Annotated in this window: 22 protein-coding genes; 14 read left to right on the forward strand and 8 right to left on the reverse strand. The window is 43.8% G+C overall.

Features of this window, described 5'->3' with window-relative positions:
- Positions 1-163 precede the first annotated feature (163 nt).
- Entirely contained in the window at positions 164-550 is a 387-nt protein-coding gene (locus AC1RRY_RS19470) for a VOC family protein (protein ID WP_492821465.1), read from the reverse strand.
- 103 nt (positions 551-653) lie between these two features.
- On the opposite strand from AC1RRY_RS19470, the gene AC1RRY_RS19475 reads away from it, so the two are divergent.
- The gene (locus AC1RRY_RS19475) at positions 654-998 is read left to right on the forward strand and encodes a nuclear transport factor 2 family protein (protein ID WP_492821463.1); all 345 of its coding nucleotides are present in this window, start codon (positions 654-656) and stop codon (positions 996-998) included.
- A gap of 43 nt (positions 999-1,041) precedes the next feature.
- Here the strand turns inward: AC1RRY_RS19475 and AC1RRY_RS19480 are convergent, their stop codons facing one another.
- A complete protein-coding gene (locus AC1RRY_RS19480) occupies positions 1,042-1,548 on the reverse strand; it encodes a VOC family protein (RefSeq protein WP_492821462.1) in 507 nt (168 codons plus the stop codon).
- Positions 1,549-1,745: 197 nt separating this feature from the next.
- Between AC1RRY_RS19480 and AC1RRY_RS19485 the strand changes: the two genes are divergently transcribed.
- From AC1RRY_RS19485 to AC1RRY_RS19500, 4 genes are all read left to right on the forward strand, one after another.
- Entirely contained in the window at positions 1,746-2,621 is an 876-nt protein-coding gene (locus AC1RRY_RS19485; RefSeq protein WP_492821460.1) for an SDR family NAD(P)-dependent oxidoreductase, read from the forward strand.
- Positions 2,622-2,901: 280 nt separating this feature from the next.
- Complete coding sequence (locus AC1RRY_RS19490) at positions 2,902-3,822, forward strand: helix-turn-helix domain-containing protein (RefSeq protein WP_492821458.1); 921 nt, start codon at positions 2,902-2,904, stop codon at positions 3,820-3,822.
- A gap of 312 nt (positions 3,823-4,134) precedes the next feature.
- Positions 4,135-5,190, forward strand: coding sequence for a proline iminopeptidase-family hydrolase (locus AC1RRY_RS19495; protein WP_492821457.1), 1,056 nt, complete (start codon positions 4,135-4,137; stop codon positions 5,188-5,190).
- 252 nt (positions 5,191-5,442) lie between these two features.
- A complete protein-coding gene (locus AC1RRY_RS19500) occupies positions 5,443-5,952 on the forward strand; it encodes a DinB family protein (RefSeq protein ID WP_492821456.1) in 510 nt (169 codons plus the stop codon).
- Positions 5,953-6,092: 140 nt separating this feature from the next.
- On the opposite strand, the gene AC1RRY_RS19505 is transcribed toward AC1RRY_RS19500, so the two are convergent.
- From AC1RRY_RS19505 to katG, 3 genes are all read right to left on the reverse strand, one after another.
- Positions 6,093-6,920, reverse strand: coding sequence for a helix-turn-helix domain-containing protein (locus AC1RRY_RS19505; RefSeq protein ID WP_492821455.1), 828 nt, complete (start codon positions 6,918-6,920; stop codon positions 6,093-6,095).
- A gap of 72 nt (positions 6,921-6,992) precedes the next feature.
- The gene (locus tag AC1RRY_RS19510) at positions 6,993-7,901 is read right to left on the reverse strand and encodes an NmrA family NAD(P)-binding protein (protein ID WP_492821454.1); all 909 of its coding nucleotides are present in this window, start codon (positions 7,899-7,901) and stop codon (positions 6,993-6,995) included.
- 494 nt (positions 7,902-8,395) lie between these two features.
- A complete protein-coding gene (katG, locus tag AC1RRY_RS19515) occupies positions 8,396-10,663 on the reverse strand; it encodes a catalase/peroxidase HPI (protein ID WP_492821453.1) in 2,268 nt (755 codons plus the stop codon).
- Between the two features lie 318 nt (positions 10,664-10,981).
- Between katG and AC1RRY_RS19520 the strand changes: the two genes are divergently transcribed.
- Positions 10,982-11,569, forward strand: coding sequence for a YdeI/OmpD-associated family protein (locus AC1RRY_RS19520; RefSeq protein ID WP_492821452.1), 588 nt, complete (start codon positions 10,982-10,984; stop codon positions 11,567-11,569).
- Here AC1RRY_RS19520 and AC1RRY_RS19525 read toward each other — a convergent pair.
- Together AC1RRY_RS19525 and AC1RRY_RS19530 are read right to left on the reverse strand one after the other, a co-directional pair.
- Positions 11,555-11,962 (reverse strand): DUF1801 domain-containing protein, encoded by a 408-nt coding sequence (locus AC1RRY_RS19525; RefSeq protein ID WP_492821451.1) that lies wholly within the window; start codon positions 11,960-11,962, stop codon positions 11,555-11,557. The genes AC1RRY_RS19520 and AC1RRY_RS19525 overlap by 15 nt on opposite strands.
- Positions 11,959-12,357: a hypothetical protein gene (locus AC1RRY_RS19530; RefSeq protein ID WP_492821449.1), complete on the reverse strand. Its 399-nt coding sequence runs from the start codon at positions 12,355-12,357 to the stop codon at positions 11,959-11,961. Before AC1RRY_RS19530 ends, AC1RRY_RS19525 begins: the two co-directional genes overlap by 4 nt.
- A gap of 224 nt (positions 12,358-12,581) precedes the next feature.
- On the opposite strand from AC1RRY_RS19530, the gene AC1RRY_RS19535 reads away from it, so the two are divergent.
- The 6 genes from AC1RRY_RS19535 (at position 12,582) to AC1RRY_RS19560 (ending at position 16,651) form a co-directional block, all read left to right on the forward strand.
- Positions 12,582-12,908, forward strand: a complete 327-nt coding sequence (locus AC1RRY_RS19535; RefSeq protein ID WP_492821447.1) for an ArsR/SmtB family transcription factor — start codon at positions 12,582-12,584, stop codon at positions 12,906-12,908.
- Positions 12,909-12,911: 3 nt separating this feature from the next.
- Positions 12,912-13,379 carry an SRPBCC domain-containing protein gene (locus tag AC1RRY_RS19540; RefSeq protein ID WP_492821445.1) on the forward strand — a complete coding sequence of 156 codons (468 nt, stop codon included), beginning with the start codon at positions 12,912-12,914 and terminating at the stop codon, positions 13,377-13,379.
- Between the two features lie 6 nt (positions 13,380-13,385).
- Positions 13,386-13,979, forward strand: coding sequence for a YdeI/OmpD-associated family protein (locus AC1RRY_RS19545; RefSeq protein ID WP_492821443.1), 594 nt, complete (start codon positions 13,386-13,388; stop codon positions 13,977-13,979).
- A 329-nt stretch (positions 13,980-14,308) separates the two neighbouring features.
- The gene (locus AC1RRY_RS19550) at positions 14,309-14,707 is read left to right on the forward strand and encodes a DoxX family protein (protein ID WP_492821441.1); all 399 of its coding nucleotides are present in this window, start codon (positions 14,309-14,311) and stop codon (positions 14,705-14,707) included.
- A gap of 240 nt (positions 14,708-14,947) precedes the next feature.
- Positions 14,948-15,859: a hypothetical protein gene (locus AC1RRY_RS19555; RefSeq protein ID WP_492821439.1), complete on the forward strand. Its 912-nt coding sequence runs from the start codon at positions 14,948-14,950 to the stop codon at positions 15,857-15,859.
- A gap of 228 nt (positions 15,860-16,087) precedes the next feature.
- Positions 16,088-16,651: a DUF4256 domain-containing protein gene (locus AC1RRY_RS19560; protein WP_492821438.1), complete on the forward strand. Its 564-nt coding sequence runs from the start codon at positions 16,088-16,090 to the stop codon at positions 16,649-16,651.
- Between the two features lie 167 nt (positions 16,652-16,818).
- On the opposite strand, the gene AC1RRY_RS19565 is transcribed toward AC1RRY_RS19560, so the two are convergent.
- On the reverse strand, positions 16,819-17,244 hold the full coding sequence (locus AC1RRY_RS19565) for a DUF3788 family protein (protein ID WP_492821436.1): 426 nt from the start codon (positions 17,242-17,244) through the stop codon (positions 16,819-16,821).
- A gap of 189 nt (positions 17,245-17,433) precedes the next feature.
- Here AC1RRY_RS19565 and AC1RRY_RS19570 point away from each other — a divergent pair, with 189 nt between their 5' ends.
- Positions 17,434-17,862, forward strand: coding sequence for a hypothetical protein (locus AC1RRY_RS19570; protein ID WP_492821434.1), 429 nt, complete (start codon positions 17,434-17,436; stop codon positions 17,860-17,862).
- Positions 17,863-18,049: 187 nt separating this feature from the next.
- The gene (locus AC1RRY_RS19575) at positions 18,050-19,366 is read left to right on the forward strand and encodes a serine hydrolase domain-containing protein (protein ID WP_492821432.1); all 1,317 of its coding nucleotides are present in this window, start codon (positions 18,050-18,052) and stop codon (positions 19,364-19,366) included.
- Positions 19,367-19,375: the final 9 nt, after the last annotated feature.

Below are 19,375 nucleotides of genomic sequence, written 5' to 3' on the forward strand. Positions count from 1 at the left end.
GCGAAAACCCCATCCCAACCTTCCCCAACAATGAGGAAGGAGTTAAAAGTCTCTCTCCCCATCGTTGGGGAGAGAGATTTAGAGAGAGGGGTTGTTTGGTGCCAAATAATCTTTGGCAGCTCTTTGCTTTTGAGGCGGTCTCTTTATTGTCAATTAGGGCATGTTACATATAAAATACATTAAACTTGTGCCCGTCAGGGTCGGCAAATACAAAACCATAGTAGCCTTCTCCGAACTCTACCGGCTTTGAAACTATCGTTCCCCCGGCTTCTTGTATCTCTTTTTCCCAGCTATCAACCTCTTCTTTGGTATCAGCAGAAAGGGTAAATATAATTTCATTCCCGGTTTTTGTATCAATGATTGGCCCCATCATGGCGGGTTCGAGTATATCCTTCAAAAAGAAATGGATAATGAATTTTTCCTCACCAAAAAAGAAACTGGTCAGTTGGTCTGACGCCCCGTTGTGTTTAAAACCGAGTTGCGTGTAGAACTCTGTGGTTCGAGCCAAGTCGCTTACGCTATAATTGGCCCAGATTTTTTTTGTTTTCATAAGTCAAAGGTTTTATGGTGAATTATCTTTCAAAGTCTTTCAAACCACAACATTCGGATTAAAACTTTGTTTAGTAAAGTAACAAGCTATTAATTACGGCACAATGAATAACAAAGAAATATTGCTCAAAGCAAACAAAGCCATTACCGAGCGAGACCATGAAGGTTTCCTGGCTTACTGCACTGACGACACCCAATGGACTTTTGTAGGCGACCAAACCCTACAGGGAAAAGAGGCAGTACGTCAATACATGGCAAAGGCATACGTTGAGCCACCCCATTTCATGGTCGAAACCCTGATTGCCGAAGGTGATTACCTCACGGCTACCGGCAAAATCAGTATGAAAGACGATACCGGCCGGATGGTAAACTACCATTACTGTGATGTCTGGCGGTTTCGTGATGGCAAAATGGCTGAGTTAAAGGCTTTTGTGATTGAGGTGAAATGAGGCTCGGTTGCATTCCAATTTACACTTCTGTAATGAATTGGAGTTATCCCCGCTTCATCCCTTCAATAGCATTCCAGCCCTCCGGCGTAATGCCCATAATCTCCGTGGCAACGCCCAGTGTCTGGTAAGTATCAAAGAAAGCCATTCGGGCAATCGGATGGTCTACCTCACTCATCACAGCATAGCCTTGTTCGCGCAATTCATTGGTGATTCTCTCAAAATCACGTATTGGTAAACGAAAGGCCATGTGTTGGGTGCCACCCGCCGGATATCCGGCCAGATAATCATGAAACATGCTTCGCCCTGAAATCGGCTGAAGGAGTTCAATGAAAGTGCCACCATTATAAGTCTGGGTGGTTAGCCATTCTGCATCTACAAGCTCGCCATAATAAGTCATGCCTAAGTCCTGAGCACGGACGCGTTCTGGTACTGGAAAGCCAGCGATACCCAATGCATTTGAAAGAAATTGTACGGCAGCGTGGATGTCCGGCACTACCCAGCCGATTTGTGCCAATTCCAGTCCGGCAATGGTTTGGTTGATATGGCTCATGTTGGTTGGCTATTGTTTTCGTCAAAGTTAAAACTTCCAGACTATTTACTGCAAGGGCATTTACGCCAATATAAAGGCAATTTGAGACGAGTTGTATTTCCGCATCCTCGTTTTGATTACGTAATGCCTCATTTAGGCTACAAATCTGAATCTGCCATTGCTCACCTTTGTGGTGTTAATTATTCAAATATAAAATTATGACACTTCAAAATGAAAACGCAGGTGTTGGCGCAAGCGCTGACACAACAGGTAAAGTATGGTTTATTACAGGCGCTTCACGTGGTTTCGGACGAGTCTGGGCAGAAGCAGCTCTTGAAAGAGGCGACAAGGTAGCTGTTACAGCACGCAAGCTGGAAAGCATTGCCGTGTTTAATGAAACCTACGGTGCCAATGTGCTGACACTGGAACTGGATGTAACCAACGCCGAACAGGTAAAAAAAGTTGTTAATGAGGCGTATAAGCACTTCGGTAGGCTCGATATCGTTCTCAATAATGCAGGGTATTCGCTCGTTGGCACTATTGAAGAAGCCACAGCAGATGAAATTCGTGCAATGTATGAAACCAATATCATGGGGCCGGTGTCTGTTATTCAGGCGGCCTTGCCTTTGTTGCGTCAACAGGGTGGGGGGCATATACTGGGTACATCGAGTAACCTCGGCCATGTGGTATTGCCCGTTATTGGTTACTATAGTTCATCTAAATGGGCGTTTGAGGCCATTCATGAGAGCCTTGCCGCTGAGGTGGAAGCCTTCGGCATTAAAGTAACCATTATTGAGCCGGGTGCTTATGCTACCGAGTTCGGCAGTCCGCAGTCATTGAAATTTGCTCAGGGATTAGATATTTATACCGATTTTAAAAATCAGTTTTTCGAAAGTCTGAGAACGATGGAAAGAGGAGACCCCAATGCCACTCCGGATGCGCTTTTCAAAGTGGTTGATGCTGAAAATCCACCCTTGCGTTTCTTTCTAGGTAGCCACAATTTGTCGGGTGTACGCCAAGCTTATAATGAGCGCCTGGCAATCTGGGAGGAATGGGCCGATGTTTCCAATGCCGCACAGGGAGGTAACAACTAAAGGAACCCGACGGCAGCAATTAGTTGTTTAAGCAACAAGAGAGTTTCTAAAAAATATTTCAACCAAATAATATTTGTTGAAACCCCATCCCAACCTTCCCCAACAATGGGGAAGGGGTTAAAGTCTCTCCGCGCGGCGTCCGCTCCCCACTGTTGGGGCGACCGTCGCACGGAGAGAGATTTAGAGAGAGGGGCGGCCGCCGCTGCGGTTGCTTTGTGCCAAATAATCTTTGAGAGCTCTTGACTTTTGAGACGGCTCGTTCCGAATAAAATACTCAGCAATGAAAAAAGAAGATAATGCACCGCTGATAATGGCCTCTTTACCGGAGGCACACCGTGTTTTTGGTTTACCCGCACCGAAGCATCCGCTAATCAGTCTTATTAATGGCTCCGTCACCAAGCTTGACCCAGATAAATTTCCCGCAAACCATGTGCTGGGCTTTTATAAAATGGCGTATAAACCCAAGCTCAACGGTAAGCTGAAATATGGCCAGAGTTATTATGATTTTGATGAAGGCGGCCTATTATTTGCCTCTCCGGGTCAGGTAATTGGCAGTAATGATATCGATATGAGCAAGTGCTCTGAGTATACTTTGCTGATTCACCCCGATTTCTTTTTGGGCTATCCGCTGGCCAGAAACATCAGGCAATACGGTTTTTTTTCTTATTCAACCAACGAAACCCTGCATTTGTCTGAAGATGAAAAAACAACTATAATCGGGGTTTTTAAAATGATTGAAAATGAACTGAACAGCCGGATCGACGACTTTAGCCACGATGTGGTCATTTCACAGATTGAATTGTTGCTCAACTATGCTAATCGTTTTCACAAGCGTCAGTTTATCACGCGCAAAGCCGTGAACAGCGACCTGCTTCAAAAGCTGGAGGATGTATTAGACAACTATTTTGCAGACGAAACAGCTGTGAGCCAAGGAATTCCGACGGTTCACTATCTGTCAGAAAAACTGAATTTATCACCCAGTTATTTAAGCGATGTGCTGCGTTCTCTTACCGGACAAAACGCCCAGCAGCATATCCACCAGAAACTGATAGAAAAAGCCAAGGAGAAACTATCTACTACGGCCTTATCAGTCAGTGAAATTGCCTACGAGTTAGGCTTTGAGCATCCGCAGTCGTTCAGTAAATTATTTAAAACGAAAACGAACCTGTCGCCGTTGGAGTTTAAACGATCGTTTAATTAAGGGTTTACAAGAGGCTGTCTCAAAAAGATTTTGAACCAAATAATCTTTGGCAAAAACCCCATCCCAACCCTTCCCCAACAGTGGGGAAGGACTTGAAGTCTCTCTCCCCACTGTTGGGGAGAGAGATTTAGAGAGTGGGGTTGCTCTGGTACCAAATAATATTTTGCAACTTTTCTTTTTGAGACAGCCTCTTTTTTTATGTACCTGAAATGACTGTCTCATTTTCAGGATGTTAAATTTTTACTGCTTTGGCTGAATTATTTCGCTGATTATCAATTTTTTATAACTTTGTAATAACTAAACTCTACCGTCATGATAAAAAAAATCAGCTTCTTATTAATAGTTTTATGCAGTGCAGTGTGGTTAACAGGCTGCCAGAGTCAATCTTCACAACAAGGGCCAACCTTAAGCGAATACTTTAAAGATACAACCGCAGGTATTAAATCCGGTGGTATCAAAATAATCACTATCAACACACCCAAAGGGCAATTCAAGGTCTGGACAAAAAAAATAGGCAGTAATCCCCGCATCAAGCTATTGCTGCTCAATGGCGGCCCAGGTGGTACACACGAGTATTTCGAGGGCATGGAGAGTTTTCTACCAGCCGAGGGCATCGAACTGATTTACTATGACCAACTGGGTTGTGGTAATTCTGATAATCCAAACGACACCACTTTCTGGCAATTGCCCCGTTTTGTGGAAGAAGTGGAACAGGTGCGTCAGGCTTTAAAACTGGATAGTACCAATTTTTACCTGCTGGGCCATTCGTGGGGAGGTATACTGGCCACAGAATATGCCTTGAAATATCAGCAGCACATCAAAGGACTGATCATCTCAAACATGATGAGCAGCTGCCCCGATTACGGTAAATATGCCGACAGCGTGCTGGCTCCACAATTCGACCCGAAAGTGCTGGCACGTATCCGCGAGATAGAAGCTAAGAATGATTTCAGTAACCCGGAATACATGGAGCTGCTCCTGCCCAATTACTACGCAAAACATATTTGCCGCATGCCTATCGATCAATGGCCCGAGCCGGTAAACCGCTCTTTTGCCAAGATGAATCAGTCATTATACGTAACCATGCAGGGGCCGAGTGAGTTTGGAATTGCAGGCAATCTGGCAAACTGGGATCGCAAAGCTCAACTAAAAAATATTACAGTGCCCACGCTTACTATCGGTGCCAGACATGATACCATGGACCCCAACCACATGCAATGGATGAGCACACAGTTTCCAAACGGCAGCTATCTGTATTGCCCGAATGGCAGCCACATGGCCATGTGGGACGACCAGCAGATTTATATGACCGGCCTTATCAAGTTCCTGAAAGGCACCGATGGCGGGCAGAAGAAAGTAACTTTATAATAGCTTAATCGCAAAAAAGAGGGGTCTGAAAAATTTTCTGCACCAAATAATCTCTGTCGAAAGACCCCATCCCAACCTTCCCCAACAGTGGGGAAGGAGTAAAAGTCTCTCTCCCCACTATTGGGGAGAGAGATTTAGAGAGAGGGGTTGTTTGGTGCCAACGATTATTTGGTGCCTTTTGACTTTTTAAGTACGCTCTGTTTGTTTGCCGATCTTAAATACCTATATCTTTGTAAAAAGCAAAACTATACAATGATGGTATTACAAACTTTAATAGGTGAATTTGAACTCGAAGTAACCAGCACCAGACGACTGCTGCAGGCAGTGCCTGAGAAAGATCTGGCCTATAAACCTTCTCCCATTTCATGGACCATGGGTGAGCTCGCACAGCACATTGCTACAATCTATTACTGGTATGTGGGTGCATTCACGAAAGATGTATACGATATGGCAACTGACCGCCTCGAACGCGGAAGTCCGGGTGATATCGCGGCTACGCTTGCTCTTTTTGAAAGTAACGTTGAAAAAGCCAGAGCCGCACTCAATGCCGCAACCGAAGAAAGTTTACAGAACCAATGGACAATGAAGGTGGGTGAGCGCACCGTGCTCGGGCCAATGCCCAGAGGAATAGTTGCCCGTGGTTTTCTGTTCAACCATATTTACCACCACCGGGGCGAAATGATAGTGTATCTGCGTGCCACCGGCAACAAAGTACCCGGTTTGTATGGGCCAACGTATGAGCAATCTGCCCCAAGGAAATAGACCGTATACCGTCTGTTTGGTCTGAATGAACCATTATCAAAGGCCACAACGGAACCATTGATGTAGACACTGAAGAAGGCAAAGGAACAACCATTGTTTTGCAATTGCCTGTATAGGAGCGTGTAAGTGTCTCTACTTAATCAGGCCCTTGTTGGCGCCATGCCGTATTCTTTTTTGTAGGCAGTAGAAAAATGGGAGAGGCTCATAAACCCGAGGTCGAGGTATATGTCAGAAACCCGTCTGCCTTCTTTCAACTGTTGTTGTGCGGCCTCCAACCTTTTTCTGGTTATCCATTTCTGTGGAGAAAGTTCACTGATTTTCGTGAAATCTCTTTTAAAGGTAGCCACACTTCGCCCTGTGTACAAGGCCATCTCTTTCAGCGAAAGGTCGTACATGAAATTGTTATTCAGAAAGTCGAGGATGTCTATCTTCCAGGGTTCAGCAAAATCACATAGCGTGGTTACCACCCGCTTATCGGTGCGTAGCAGAGCATAGATAGCCTCGGTCAACTTCAATTCCATTGTCGGGTCAGGCAGTTGGCGAGAAGCATCAATGTATGGAATCAGAGATAGAAACAGACTTTCAATATCCACGCCCGAAGGAATTTTAAGAAAGCTTTCCTTAAAACTTTTATTGACTTCAGGCAGCAGCGTCTTATCCATTTGCTGATAAAAGCGCAGCAGCGTATTCCTGTTTAGTACCAAAAATACAATTTTTATCTGTTCGTCTTTGCCCTGCCTGAATGCAAACCTGATGCGATGATTTTTGCGTATAAAAACACTGCTTTGCCCACAGACCACCATTTCCTTTGCGCCATCCTGCAGCCATAATTCTCCCGAATACACATACGCCAGAATATGCTCTTTCTGTATATGATGCACACAGGCCTGCGGATTGGTCAAATAATAAACCACGTCTCGCCCGGCATGGCTAAATGCAATATCGTCTTTCGCTGATGGGGTTATCATTGGTTGCTTGTTGTTACATAAACCTACTCAAAAATCAAAAGACTCAATGAGTAGGTTATGTATTTATCCGACTTAATCAATGTCTATACGGTCTTTGTTTTCTGTGAGCCATTCTCTCAGAGATTTTAACGGAATACCGTAGGCTTTGGTTTCATTCAGGTCGAAACCCCAGCCGGGTACTTCGTTCATCCACTGGTGCGACTGCGCGGTTCCTTCCAGTAGCCCGCGTTGTACGCCCTCTTCGGCGGTTATCTCTTCGTATACCACCTTTTTGCCCAGTACTTCGCTTAATTGGGCGGCAACCTCAACCATCGTAAGCTCTTCTCCGGCTATGTTGATGTCTTTGGTATGAAAACGCTCGGGGTCTTCAAAAGCGGCTCTGGTAAATTGAGCAATGTCTTCTCCGCAGCTTAATTTAATGGGCACATCGGTACGAATCATCCCGAACAATTTCCCTTGTTTTAATTCAGGCGCCATATATGAAGCGAGTGGTTGCTTGAAATTTTCCATAAACCAACTAGGGTGCAGGATAGTCCAGTACCGGAATCCTCCCTGACGGACAAGCTCTTCGGCTTCATATTTATTTTCCCAGTTGCGTAAAAGAACAGGTGATTTATCCCACCGCGGAGAAGCGTTACTCCCCACCACGGATGAGTGTACAACCTGCTGCACTCCGGCAGCCTGTGCCGCCCGAACCAGATTTGATACATTTCGGGTTTCTGCCGAGAGGTCGGTCAGGTCTACAAACGGAACCGAGAATACAGCCGTAGCGCCGTCTAAAGCCACCGCCAGTGAAGCCACATCACCCAGATCGCCCTGTATTACTTCCGCACCCTGCTGTGCAATTTGCAAAGCAGCAGCAGATGCCGGATTCCTCGACAACACCCGAACCCGGTAGCCGTGTTTTAACAATTCTCTGGCCACGTTGCCCCCCTGCGTGCCGGTACCACCAACCACCAGTATCAACGATTTATCATTCATAACAACCAATTTTAAAAGATGAATATGCTGTTTATTTGTTGATACAAAATTACGCATACCCACTACCGGCAGGTTTCCTGAATGGCTCGTTTTAGTTTATTGAAAAGCTCAAATGGGGAGGGAAATATTTTTTGTAGAGCCGTATTGCATACGGCTTCAGGGGGCTGTGAATGTCAAATATATTTTTAATAGGATGGTGTAACGGATTAGATGGGCATTCAGAGACGTAATGCATTACGTCTCTACGAAATGCTATCACTCCCCAGTTCGGCTAAATGTTCTCCATTTAGTCGGTGTGTCATCCGTTCTTTGAACGGAATCGTAGAAACTGCAACCAACTATCAGCGTTCAAAGTGAGTGACATAATGACTCAATTTCGATTCAGCTAAACCGAAATACTATAATAGATTATACATACCCTCGAAGACGTAATGCTATCAAAAAAAAGCAGCCCCCGTTACCGAAGGCTGCTTTTGCTATTCACTAAACTATTGTCAAGCCAAATCAAATCTGTCCAGATTCATTACTTTGATCCAGGTGGCTACAAAGTCTTTTACGAATTTGGCCTCTCCGTCGGAGCTGCCGTAAACCTCGGCAACGGCTCTAAGTTCTGAGTTCGAGCCAAATACCAGGTCGGCACGGGTGGCAGTCCATTTGAAATCGCCTGTCGCACGGTCAGTTCCTTCGTATAACTCTCTGTCTTGTGATGCCGCCTTCCAGGCAGTGCTCATGTCGAGCAGATTCACAAAGAAATCGTTCGTCAACTGACCCGGGCGGTCGGTGAACACGCCGTGTTTCGAACCGTCGAAATTGGTACCCAACACACGCAAACCACCTACCAGTACCGTCAGTTCAGGGGCTGTCAGTGTCAACAATTGGGCTTTATCAATCAATAATTCTTCGGTTGATACCGTGAATCTCGCTTTGCGGTAGTTACGGAAACCATCGGCTTGCGGCTCAAGGAAACTTACTGACTCTACATCAGTCTGTTCCTGAGAGGCATCCATACGTCCGGGGGTAAACGGCACGGTGATGTAGTGTCCGGCATCTTTGGCAGCCTTTTCAATACCGGCAGCGCCTGCCAGCACAATCAGGTCAGCAATTGAAATCTTCTTGCCACCAGTCTGGAAGTCCTTCTGAATACCTTCCAACACACCCAACACTTTTTGCAACTGCGCCGGGTTGTTTACCTGCCAGTATCTTTGCGGAGCCAGGCGGATGCGTGCACCATTGGCACCACCGCGTTTGTCAGACCCACGGAAAGTAGAGGCAGAAGCCCATGCCGTAGATACCAGTTCAGATACGCTCAGGCCAGACTCCAGCACTTTTGCTTTCAATGCAGCCACATCGCTTTCGTTTACCAGTTCATGGTCAACTGCCGGGATAGGGTCTTGCCAGATGAGTACTTCCTCAGGCACTTCCGGACCCAGGTAACGGGCACGCGGGCCCATATCGCGGTGGGTTAATTTAAACCACGCACGGGCAAATGCATCAGCAAAGGCATCAGGGTTTTCAAGGAAACGACGTGATATTTTCTCATAAACCGGGTCAAATCTTAACGATAAGTCGGTAGTAAGCATAGTAGGCAATTGTTTTTTCGAGCTGTCGAAAGCATGCGGAATAATGCTTTCGGCATTTTTAGCTACCCATTGGTGTGCTCCTGCCGGGCTTTTAGTCAATTCCCACTCAAAGGCGAACAGGTTTTCGAAGAAATTGTTGCTCCATTGCGTTGGAGTTGTTGTCCAGGTTACTTCCAGTCCACTGGTAATGGCATCAGCACCTGCACCGGAGCCGAAGCTGCTTTTCCAGCCCAGGCCCTGCAATTCAATGCCCGCTGCTTCCGGCTCTTTGCCTACGTGGCTCGAAGGAGCCGCACCGTGCGTTTTACCAAAGCTATGTCCGCCGGCTATCAGGGCAACGGTTTCTTCGTCGTTCATTGCCATGCGGCCAAAAGTATCACGGATGTCCTTAGCTGCTGCAATAGGGTCGGGGTTACCGTCCGGTCCTTCCGGGTTTACATAAATCAAACCCATCTGTACGGCTGCCAATGGTTTTTCCAGATCACGGGTGTGAATTTGTCCATCCGCGTTATCGTCTGACGACACCACGCCGTGCTCTTTCGGTACACCGTCCGAACCTTGCGCATAGCGCAGGTCACCACCCAGCCAGGTTTTTTCAGCACCCCAGTACACATCTTCCTGTGGTTCCCATACGTCGGCACGTCCACCGGCAAAACCGAAAGTTTTAAAGCCCATCGATTCCAGAGCCACGTTTCCGGTCAGAATCAATAAGTCGGCCCATGATATTTTGTTACCATATTTTTGCTTGATCGGCCACAGTAAACGGCGGGCCTTATCGAGGCTCACGTTATCCGGCCAGCTGTTCAAAGGCGCAAAACGTTGTTGTCCGGCTCCGGCGCCTCCACGGCCGTCACCCACACGGTAGGTACCTGCACTGTGCCACGCCATACGGATAAACAAAGGGCCATAGTGCCCGAAATCCGCCGGCCACCAGTCCTGCGAGTCGGTCATTAAGGCATGAAGATCATGTTTCACAGCTGCGAGGTCGAGGCTTTTGAAGGCTTCGGCATAGTCAAAATCTGTATCCATCGGATCAGACAAAGACGAGTGCTGGCGCAGAATATTCAATTTCAACTGATTAGGCCACCAGTCGCGGTTTCTGGTACCGCCACCACCTGTATTCTGTTTCATTGTGCCGTTATGAAACGGGCATTTGCTGATATCTCCAGATTCGTTTTCCATGGATTCTAAAATTTATAGATTGTGAATAATATTTAAATCGTATGATGTTGTAAAGGTATCTGATTACGTATAATAATCAAAATCAATAAATTCTATGATTTGTTAGATTTTATCTATAATCATAATCGAGCCCTTGTCAGTCACCTAAAACAAATCGTTCGTACGAATCAATCCGCATCAGCTTATGTTGTTAAAATATTTCGATAAAGATTTAACCCCTGACACAGGGTTGTCATTAGGTCGATTTAGCTTTGCCGCATAACCTGATTTTACTTTGAATAAGTACATCATTTAAAACGAGATTAACAACAAAAAACCATGAAAAAGGAACAAGTAGAAACATTTTATCCCCAAAGCAGTGCAGACTGGCGGCAATGGCTGCAGGAGAATCATCTTGTAAAGCAATCGGTATGGGTAGTTTGTTATAAGAAGAAGGCCGACCTGCCAACTATAGTTCACAGCGATGCGGTTGACGAGGCCCTTTGTTTTGGCTGGATAGACAGCACCCGTGTGTCAGCCGGCGACGATAAGTTTATGCAATTTTTTTGCAGAAGAAAGCCAAGAAGCGTCTGGTCGAAAATAAACAAGGCAAAAATACAAAGTCTGACAGACAAAGGTTTAATGACCCGGGCAGGGATAGAAAGTATTGAAATCGCAAAACAGAATGGGTATTGGACAATGCTCGACGAGGTAGAAGAACTGACAATTCCGACCGACCTGATCGAGGCTTTTGGTACCAGACCCGGCGCAGAAGACTATTTTCTGAGTTTGAGTAAATCGGTCAGGAAGAGTATTTTACAATGGCTAGTACTGGCCCGAAGACCTGAAACAAGACAAAAACGCTTGGATGAAATAGCCAGGCGCGCCAGTAATCGGCTGAAGCCCAACCATTTACTTATCAACTAACTGCAACCAGGTTTGAATGATACGCTGTAAATCCTGTCGTTTTTCGTGCACATGTTCCAAATCCCTGAAAACCGTAATCCGGCGGCCGTCTTTATAATCTCCTTCCAGAAGCCCCGATTGGTCATTTACCTTTGCGCCACTCGGAAACACCAGCATTATTCTGTTTTTATAGAGGTTCATCACTATTAAATCTCTTTTGTATTCTTTCGGGTCAAATGCTTTCATTTTGCCCGTATAGTAAAAGCTCGGATTGTTCCATTTTATTCGTTCTCCTATTTCGGAGTCGGTACTTAGAATAATCTGCCGAAGGGTTTCAATCACTTCGGCTAGCGGGGGTTCCAGTTGTTGAATGTGTTTTGTTACCTGCTCAGTGTCTGAGAGTTTTGTTTTCATTGGTGTTTCTGCCTGATTCTAATAATAAATAGTTGTCCGCCTAGCCAGGCACAGGGCAAAGCTGTTACGATTAGGCTTATCGGGTACCAATGGGGTGGGGTGTCCCACATCACAATCAAGCCGATGATGGTTAAGATAAACCCGATGATTCCGCCTATCATTGAGTGTTTTAAAGGTTTGGTGGGAGCAAGTGCAGCGGTCAGATACGAGCCGATGACACTGTAAAAACTCCGGTAGGCAATCACAAAAATAATAAAGCCAGTGGTGTTTAAGTCAAATGGATCCTTCATTAACCCGGTGCTTACCATTATCAGGTCTGTCAGAATAGACATAATCACCACCAGAACAAAGCCGGCAAAGATAGCCCCAATGCTTTTGAGTGTATTTTTCTTCATGTTTTTTTTGTTTAGGTTTAAATCTGATGCTTTTAAGGTATTTCGGCTGGGTGGACAGGCTGGTTAAGGCCTGATTGATGGGGAAGATTAAAATCAAATTTAATGTTTTTTTCTAATAATTGATTACCAATTGCGTGAAGACAGGGTAGTAGTAGCATGAAAACAATAAAAAAATTTGCGTAGTTAAATAACTACATATATATTTGTAGTCAAATAACTACGCAATGAATTTAAGGAGAGATGTTTTTCAGGCTATAGCCGATCCCACCAGACGGGCGATATTGTTGCTGGTGGCCACCCAATCGATGACAGCGGGAGCCATTGCTGCCAATTTTGATACTGCCCGGCCGACCGTTTCGAAGCACCTGCAGATACTCACCGAGTGTGAATTGCTGGCACAGGAGCAAAACGGCAGAGAAATTTATTATCATATCAATATTGAAAAAATGAAAGAAATAGCCGAATTTATTGAGCCATTTCGCAAAATATGGGACGACAGGTTTAATAAGCTGGAAGCTATCATGAAAAACTATCAAGCAAAAAACCAGTAAGATATGGAACGCAAAACCAAAGTACATGCCGAAGCAGGCAAGCAGGAACTGACAATAACCCGCGAATTTGATTTACCACTGGACTTACTCTTTAAAGCCTATACCGACCCCGAAATTGTAGCGCAATGGATGGGCACCAAAGTATTGAAACTGGAAAATGAAAAGTATGGCCGCTGGCACTTTGAAACCAGTGACGGGCATGGCAATGTGTTGTTTGAGGCGCATGGTACTATTCATGAGTTTGAGCCCAACAGGCGGATTGTCCGTACTTTCCAGATGCACAATGCGGCATTTGATGTGCAACTTGAGTTTCTGGAATTCGAAAAACTGACTGACAACACCAGTAAATTTACGATGCAGATAATCTATAAATCGGTGGCGTTGCGTGACCAACAACTGAAATTGCCGTTTGAATATGGCTTGAACATGGCGCATGGTCGTCTGGAAGATATAGTAAGCAAACTAAAATAAGACAGGATGGAAAAAGGCAGTAGGAATCAGAAGGTTGATTTCTTTTTTGATAAGGCCACTCAATGGCAGGAAGAATACGAAAAACTGAGATTGATTGTGCTGGACTGCGGGCTAACCGAAGAGTTGAAATGGGGAACCCCTTGTTATACCTTTCAAAGCAATAACATTGTGCTGATCCATGGCTTCAAAGAATACTGCGCGCTGCTGTTTTTTAAAGGTGCGCTGATGAGTAATGCCGACGGGTTGCTGATTCAGCAGACAGAAAATGTGCAGGCAGCACGACAGATGCGATTTGTTAATATACAGGAAATAGTTGAGCGGGAAGCTATCATCAAAGCTTATATTTATGAGGCTATTGAGGTTGAAAAAGCAGGCCTTAAGGTGACCTACAAAAAGACTTCAGATTTTGTTATTCCGGATGAATTTCAGGAGAAGCTGGACTCAAACCCTGCCTTGAAAACTGCCTTTGAAGCCCTGACACCCGGCCGGCAAAAAGCCTATATCTTTCATTTTTCGCAGGCCAAGCAATCCAAAACCCGCGAAGCAAGGGTTGAAAAATACATACCGAAGATTCTGGAAGGAAAGGGACTGGAGGATTGAAAATAGTTATTTGCTTTTCACCGAATGAATTCGGTGGCTTTTCAAATAAAGGTCCTTTTTAATGCACAGCCGACTTAAGTCGGCTTTATAATAAAACGTTCCTTTGTTTTAATAGTCGGTGAATTCATTCGCCGTAATTCCGTCAAAAATATAAAGACAAAGCTTTGATTGATGTTCTGTATCCCGTAGGGATAATGTATTAAAGTCTCGACATAATATACCGTCCCTATGGGACTCCTTTTGGTTTATGACATTGTTTTTTACTGATATACCATCCCTACGGGACTGAAAATTTATATTCAATTACTACTTACTTAAATACTACAAAAATGGAAACAACCAACAAAGCAGCAAAGAGAAACAAAATCATTTACTGGATTGCCACCGGATGGCTTTCGTTAGGCATGGTGTCAACGGGTATTGTGCAGTTTATTCATCTTAAAGAAGAGGTAGATCTTTTTACACATCTGGGTTACCCTATTTATTTTCTTACCATAGTGGGTATCTGGAAACTCCTCGGTGTTGTGGCGGTGCTTGTTCCTAAATTCCCAGTATTGAAAGAATGGGCTTACGCAGGTTTCTTCTTTACCATGACAGGCGCCTTGTTTTCCCACATTTCGGTAGGCGATAACGCCTTTGAAGCCTTCTTCGGGCCGACATTGCTAATTGTATTGACTGTGGTTTCATGGTATTTCAGACCTGCAGACAGGAGAGTGGTTACTGCATAATAATAGGATAGGAATAATTTGTCTGTAGACATTTATCGTATGGTTACAGACAAATTACTTATCAACCCCAATCATAAAGATTTTGACACAATCAGGATAACATATATCGAAAAGTAGAAGCTTTTTAAGTAGACATTTGTTCTAGCTTGGGTTAATGAATTAGTTAAAGTTACCCTACTTTATTAACTAAATCAATTCTGAACTATTAATGAAATACGTAATATTAACTACTACGCTAAAATGGAAGAATTTTTACAGCAAATCGCTGATAATTTAGCTCGATTTAATGCTCACTGTGAAAAAGAAGAAATCGCGGAACAAAAGAATATCAATGAAATTGGTTCACTTGTGACTTTGGTGAACGAAATTTTAGTAAGACATGGCATTGAAGATAAAATAGATAATACGCACATACGTTTCAATGCTGGATATATTGGTAATATTAATGGGGTTAATGATAAAAAGCTTTCTAATTTAATTTTTGAGAGGATTTATCCCACACCAACAAGAAAAACATTTTCACATTACACTAATATAGTTAGTGGTCGTTCTATTATCGAGAAAAGTGAGTTTAGGCTTTATAGTCTGCTTAAAAATTTTAAGTACAATGAATTCTGTTTATTTTACAGAGAGCATTGTTTAACCGGATATGAACAAAACTCTAGTTTTTTAGGTGAACCGACTGATTACAAGACTATAATGTCCCAAATATTTGCTCTATGCCTAACGACCGAAGAAAATATTGATACAAGACTCTGGGATTATTTTGGTGCTTGTGGACAGGGCGTCAAGTTGACCTTTGAAATTGAAAGTAGAATTCCAGATTTCAGAGAAGTTTATTATTCAAATACTTCTTCTAGTCAACAAATTGAATTGTTAAGGGATTTGTTTACTGAAATTCAAGAAAAATTCGATTATCCGTTTGCCTTTTCTTATACTTCAAAGATTGGTGCGTTTTATATAAAAGGTGGCTTTTCAAATGAGAAGGAATTTAGATTTTTAATCAAAAGAGATACAGACCAGTATTACGCCAATGAACTTCAACCATTAACTGACTTAAAGAACGATGGATATAGTTATATTGTCTTACCTTTTGAATCACATGTATGCTACATTCAAGCTTATCAAAGTAGAAAAGGGACCGAAATGTGACATGGATGAGTTCAATAAAGTTATTTCTTTGATTAACGAAAAATATGAAAACGTACAAATACACTAGGAGGTGAAGAATTTATTTGAAGAGAGTTTAGATTACTAAAGTCAGTAAGTAACCATAAAGGAAAAAAAAGCAAATAATCACGAAAGGATATGGCCTGCATATTTAGCTTTTAGTCAGTAAATTTGCAGAACAGCCAATCCACCCTCTATTCAACTCAAACCATGAGCATTAAAAAAGAACTACCAGCCGGAGAACGCACCGAACTACTCAAAACCCTGCAAACGCGTTTTGAGAAAAACGCGAATCGCCACAAGAGCATTGAGTGGGCAAAAGTACAGGCCAAACTCGATGCGAACCCGGATAAACTATGGTCGCTAAACGAAATGGAAATGACCGGCGGTGAGCCTGATGTGGTAACTTATGATGAAAGCACAAGCGAATACATTTTCTATGATTGCTCAGACGAGAGCCCCAAAGGCCGCAGAAGCATCTGTTATGACCACGTGGCCCTAAATGCCAGAAAAGAACATAAACCCGCCAATAGCGCCATCAACATGGCTGACGAAATGGGTATTGAGATTTTAACGGAAGAGCAATACCGCAGCCTGCAGGAACTGGGAAAGTTTGATACCAAAACCTCAAGCTGGGTGCTGACACCTCCGGCCATCAGAAAACACGGAGGAGCTGTTTTTGGCGACTGTCGCTATAATCACGTGTGGATGTATCACAACGGCGCCGATTCTTATTACGCCGCCAGAGGGTTTCGTGGGGCATTGCGGGTGTGATTTTAACGTTATAATATAGTAGAGCCGCATTGCAATGCGGCTTCAGTGGCCTGTGCGCACAATACATTTATCAGAAATTAGTCCTGCAAGTCTGATTAGTGAATAACCTGATTCTACGATAAGCCGCAATGCGTTGCGGCTCTACTACAATTCAACTGGAAACCATATTACTTCAAACTCTTCTTGTAGGCAATTATAGTGCGTAAATCGGCAAGTTGATCTTCATTACTGATGTCAATCGTCAAAGGAAGCAATTTGCCTATGGGTTTGGCGACTTCGAAAGCCGATTTTATGGCCGGGTCGATGTCAGCATCCAGAATACCGATGCTCGTTTTATCTGTAAAATAAAAACTCACTTTAATAAACCCTTCCCAGGCAGACAGCCACAGAATAGTTTTCTTTTTATAGGCTATTTTGCATACCCAGGCGCCATTATCTCTGTAAAAATTCCACTCATTGCTTAGTCCGAATTCAGTCAGTATTTGCAGCATCTGCTGATAGATGGCAAAAACGTTTTCGTCCATTACATTTCTCAATACTTCGGGTGTCGGTTCAACGATACGATCGCGCAGTAGCTTTTTTTGTTTTTCCATTGAGTAACAGTTTTTTAGTGTTCAGCTTATGAGGCCAATGCCCACATATTATGAATTGCAAGCTAATTTAAAATGCGCCTTTGTGCAACATATTCAACCAACTATTACGTTTATAGGTTAGTTATTCACCAACTATCCATATCCGTCATTTCCAGAATTTCGGGTTTAACACACAATCCTGTCAATACAATGAAAAAAGAGCTTCTGTGTATCATTCTAGTATTAAGTATCTCAAGTGCATTCGCACAAACAACAAAAAGAAAACTCGACCAGAAGTATGACCAGATGAGGGTTCTGACCTGCACCGTCGGAAATCTGAAGATCAGCAAGGGTGACACCCTTACCATAGGCCAGCCCTTTAACAATACCGAGCAATTTTCTTTCATCAACAGGCGCGTTGAATGGTATGACCTGAACCCGGAACTAAATAAACTGAAGATGTCGATTGACTGGTCGAACAGAAGAGTAATTGTGAATAATCTGTATAGTGTTTCAGACGGACTAAACAATATCTGCTATGCAGAATTTGTGGTCTCCAAGCGTCTTTTTGCCTGGATAACACTAGACAACGCAATGAAAGTGAAAGAAGTGGTTAAGCTCAACAGCAAGGATTTATAAGCACTAGTAGTTTCTGTTCGTAAATAGCATTTGTAAACAGAGCAAACAGACATTTCATGTCCTGTTTTTTCAAGGAAGAACAGGGCATGAAAATTTTTTTGTCAATGTACTTTGAAATACAAAGTACTTTCAATTACTTTGCTTCGTCAATATAAAAACGGCGTTTCAGGCGTCATTTCAAATCTCTATGAAAAAGCTATTATTAACATTATTTACAATCGGTTTGTGGGCAGACATCAGTTATGCCCAGACACCCGACAAAACCAGACTTGATGCCTTTTTTGACAGGCTCTCCGAAAAAAACAAGGCTATGGGCAGCCTGCTCATTGCCCGCAACGGAGAGACCCTGTACACCCGGTCGATAGGTTACAGCGATGTCAGTCGCAAGGAGTTGTCGACAGCGGCTACCCGTTATCGCATTGGTTCTATCACTAAAATGTTTACGGCCACCCTCATTTTCCAGTTGGTAGAAGAGGGAAAACTGCAACTGGCCGACAAGCTCAGCCGGTTTTTACCACAGATACCCAATGCTGATAAAATTACCATTGCCCATATACTGGGGCATCGCAGTGGTATCCATAACCTGATAGAAGACCAGGAGTTCAGAACCTGGCGTGAGGCAGGTAAACCCAAAGAAGAAATACTGACCCTGATGGCCAAAAGTACTCCTGACTTTGAGCCAGATGCCAGGTACACCTACAGCAACTCAGGTTATTTTGTGTTGGCTAATGTGGTAGAGAAAATTGCAGGTCAGCCTTATGAAAAAGTGTTGAACGACAGAATCCTCTCTAAAATCGACATGAAGGATACCTACATAGCCACAGGTAGCATCGATGCCGCCAGAAACGAAAGTTTTTCTTACCGGCATGGCATCGACTGGCAGAAATTCCCTGAAACACACCCCAGCCTTTTGTTCGGCTCCGGTTCTATGATTTCAACCCCTGCCGACATGGCACTGTTTGCACAGGCATTGTTTGAGGGAAAACTGATTTCTCAGCAGCACCTCAGCCTGATGATTCAGAATAAAATGGCAATGGATACTTTCACTTTTGCTGGTAAAACATTCTATGGGCACACGGGTGGGGTAGATGGTTTCGGTGCGTGGCTGGCGTATCTGCCGGAAGAAAAACTGGTGTTTTCTTATGCCACCAACGCAAAGGTGTATCCCGTCGGCAACATAATGGAGGGCGTTGCTAATATTTACTACAACAAGAAATTTAAGGTTCCTGCTTTTGATACATTCTATGTAAGCCCTGAAGTGCTCGACCAATACGTAGGTGTCTATACTGTAGAAGGAACACCCGTGAAATTTACTATCACCAGAAGCGGCGAGACACTTCTGGCGCTACCACCTAATGCGCAACAAACGATAGCGCTGGAAGCTACCTCCGAAAACAAATTTAAGGTAGAGCCACCGGGTATATTCTTTGAGTTTGATGTGGCCAATAAGCAGATGATCATCAGACGAAACGGCGGAGAACGCGTTTTAACCAAAGAGAAATAAGTAATTCAA

It is taken from the genome of Emticicia sp. GW821-FHT11C11, from assembly GCF_058808615.1.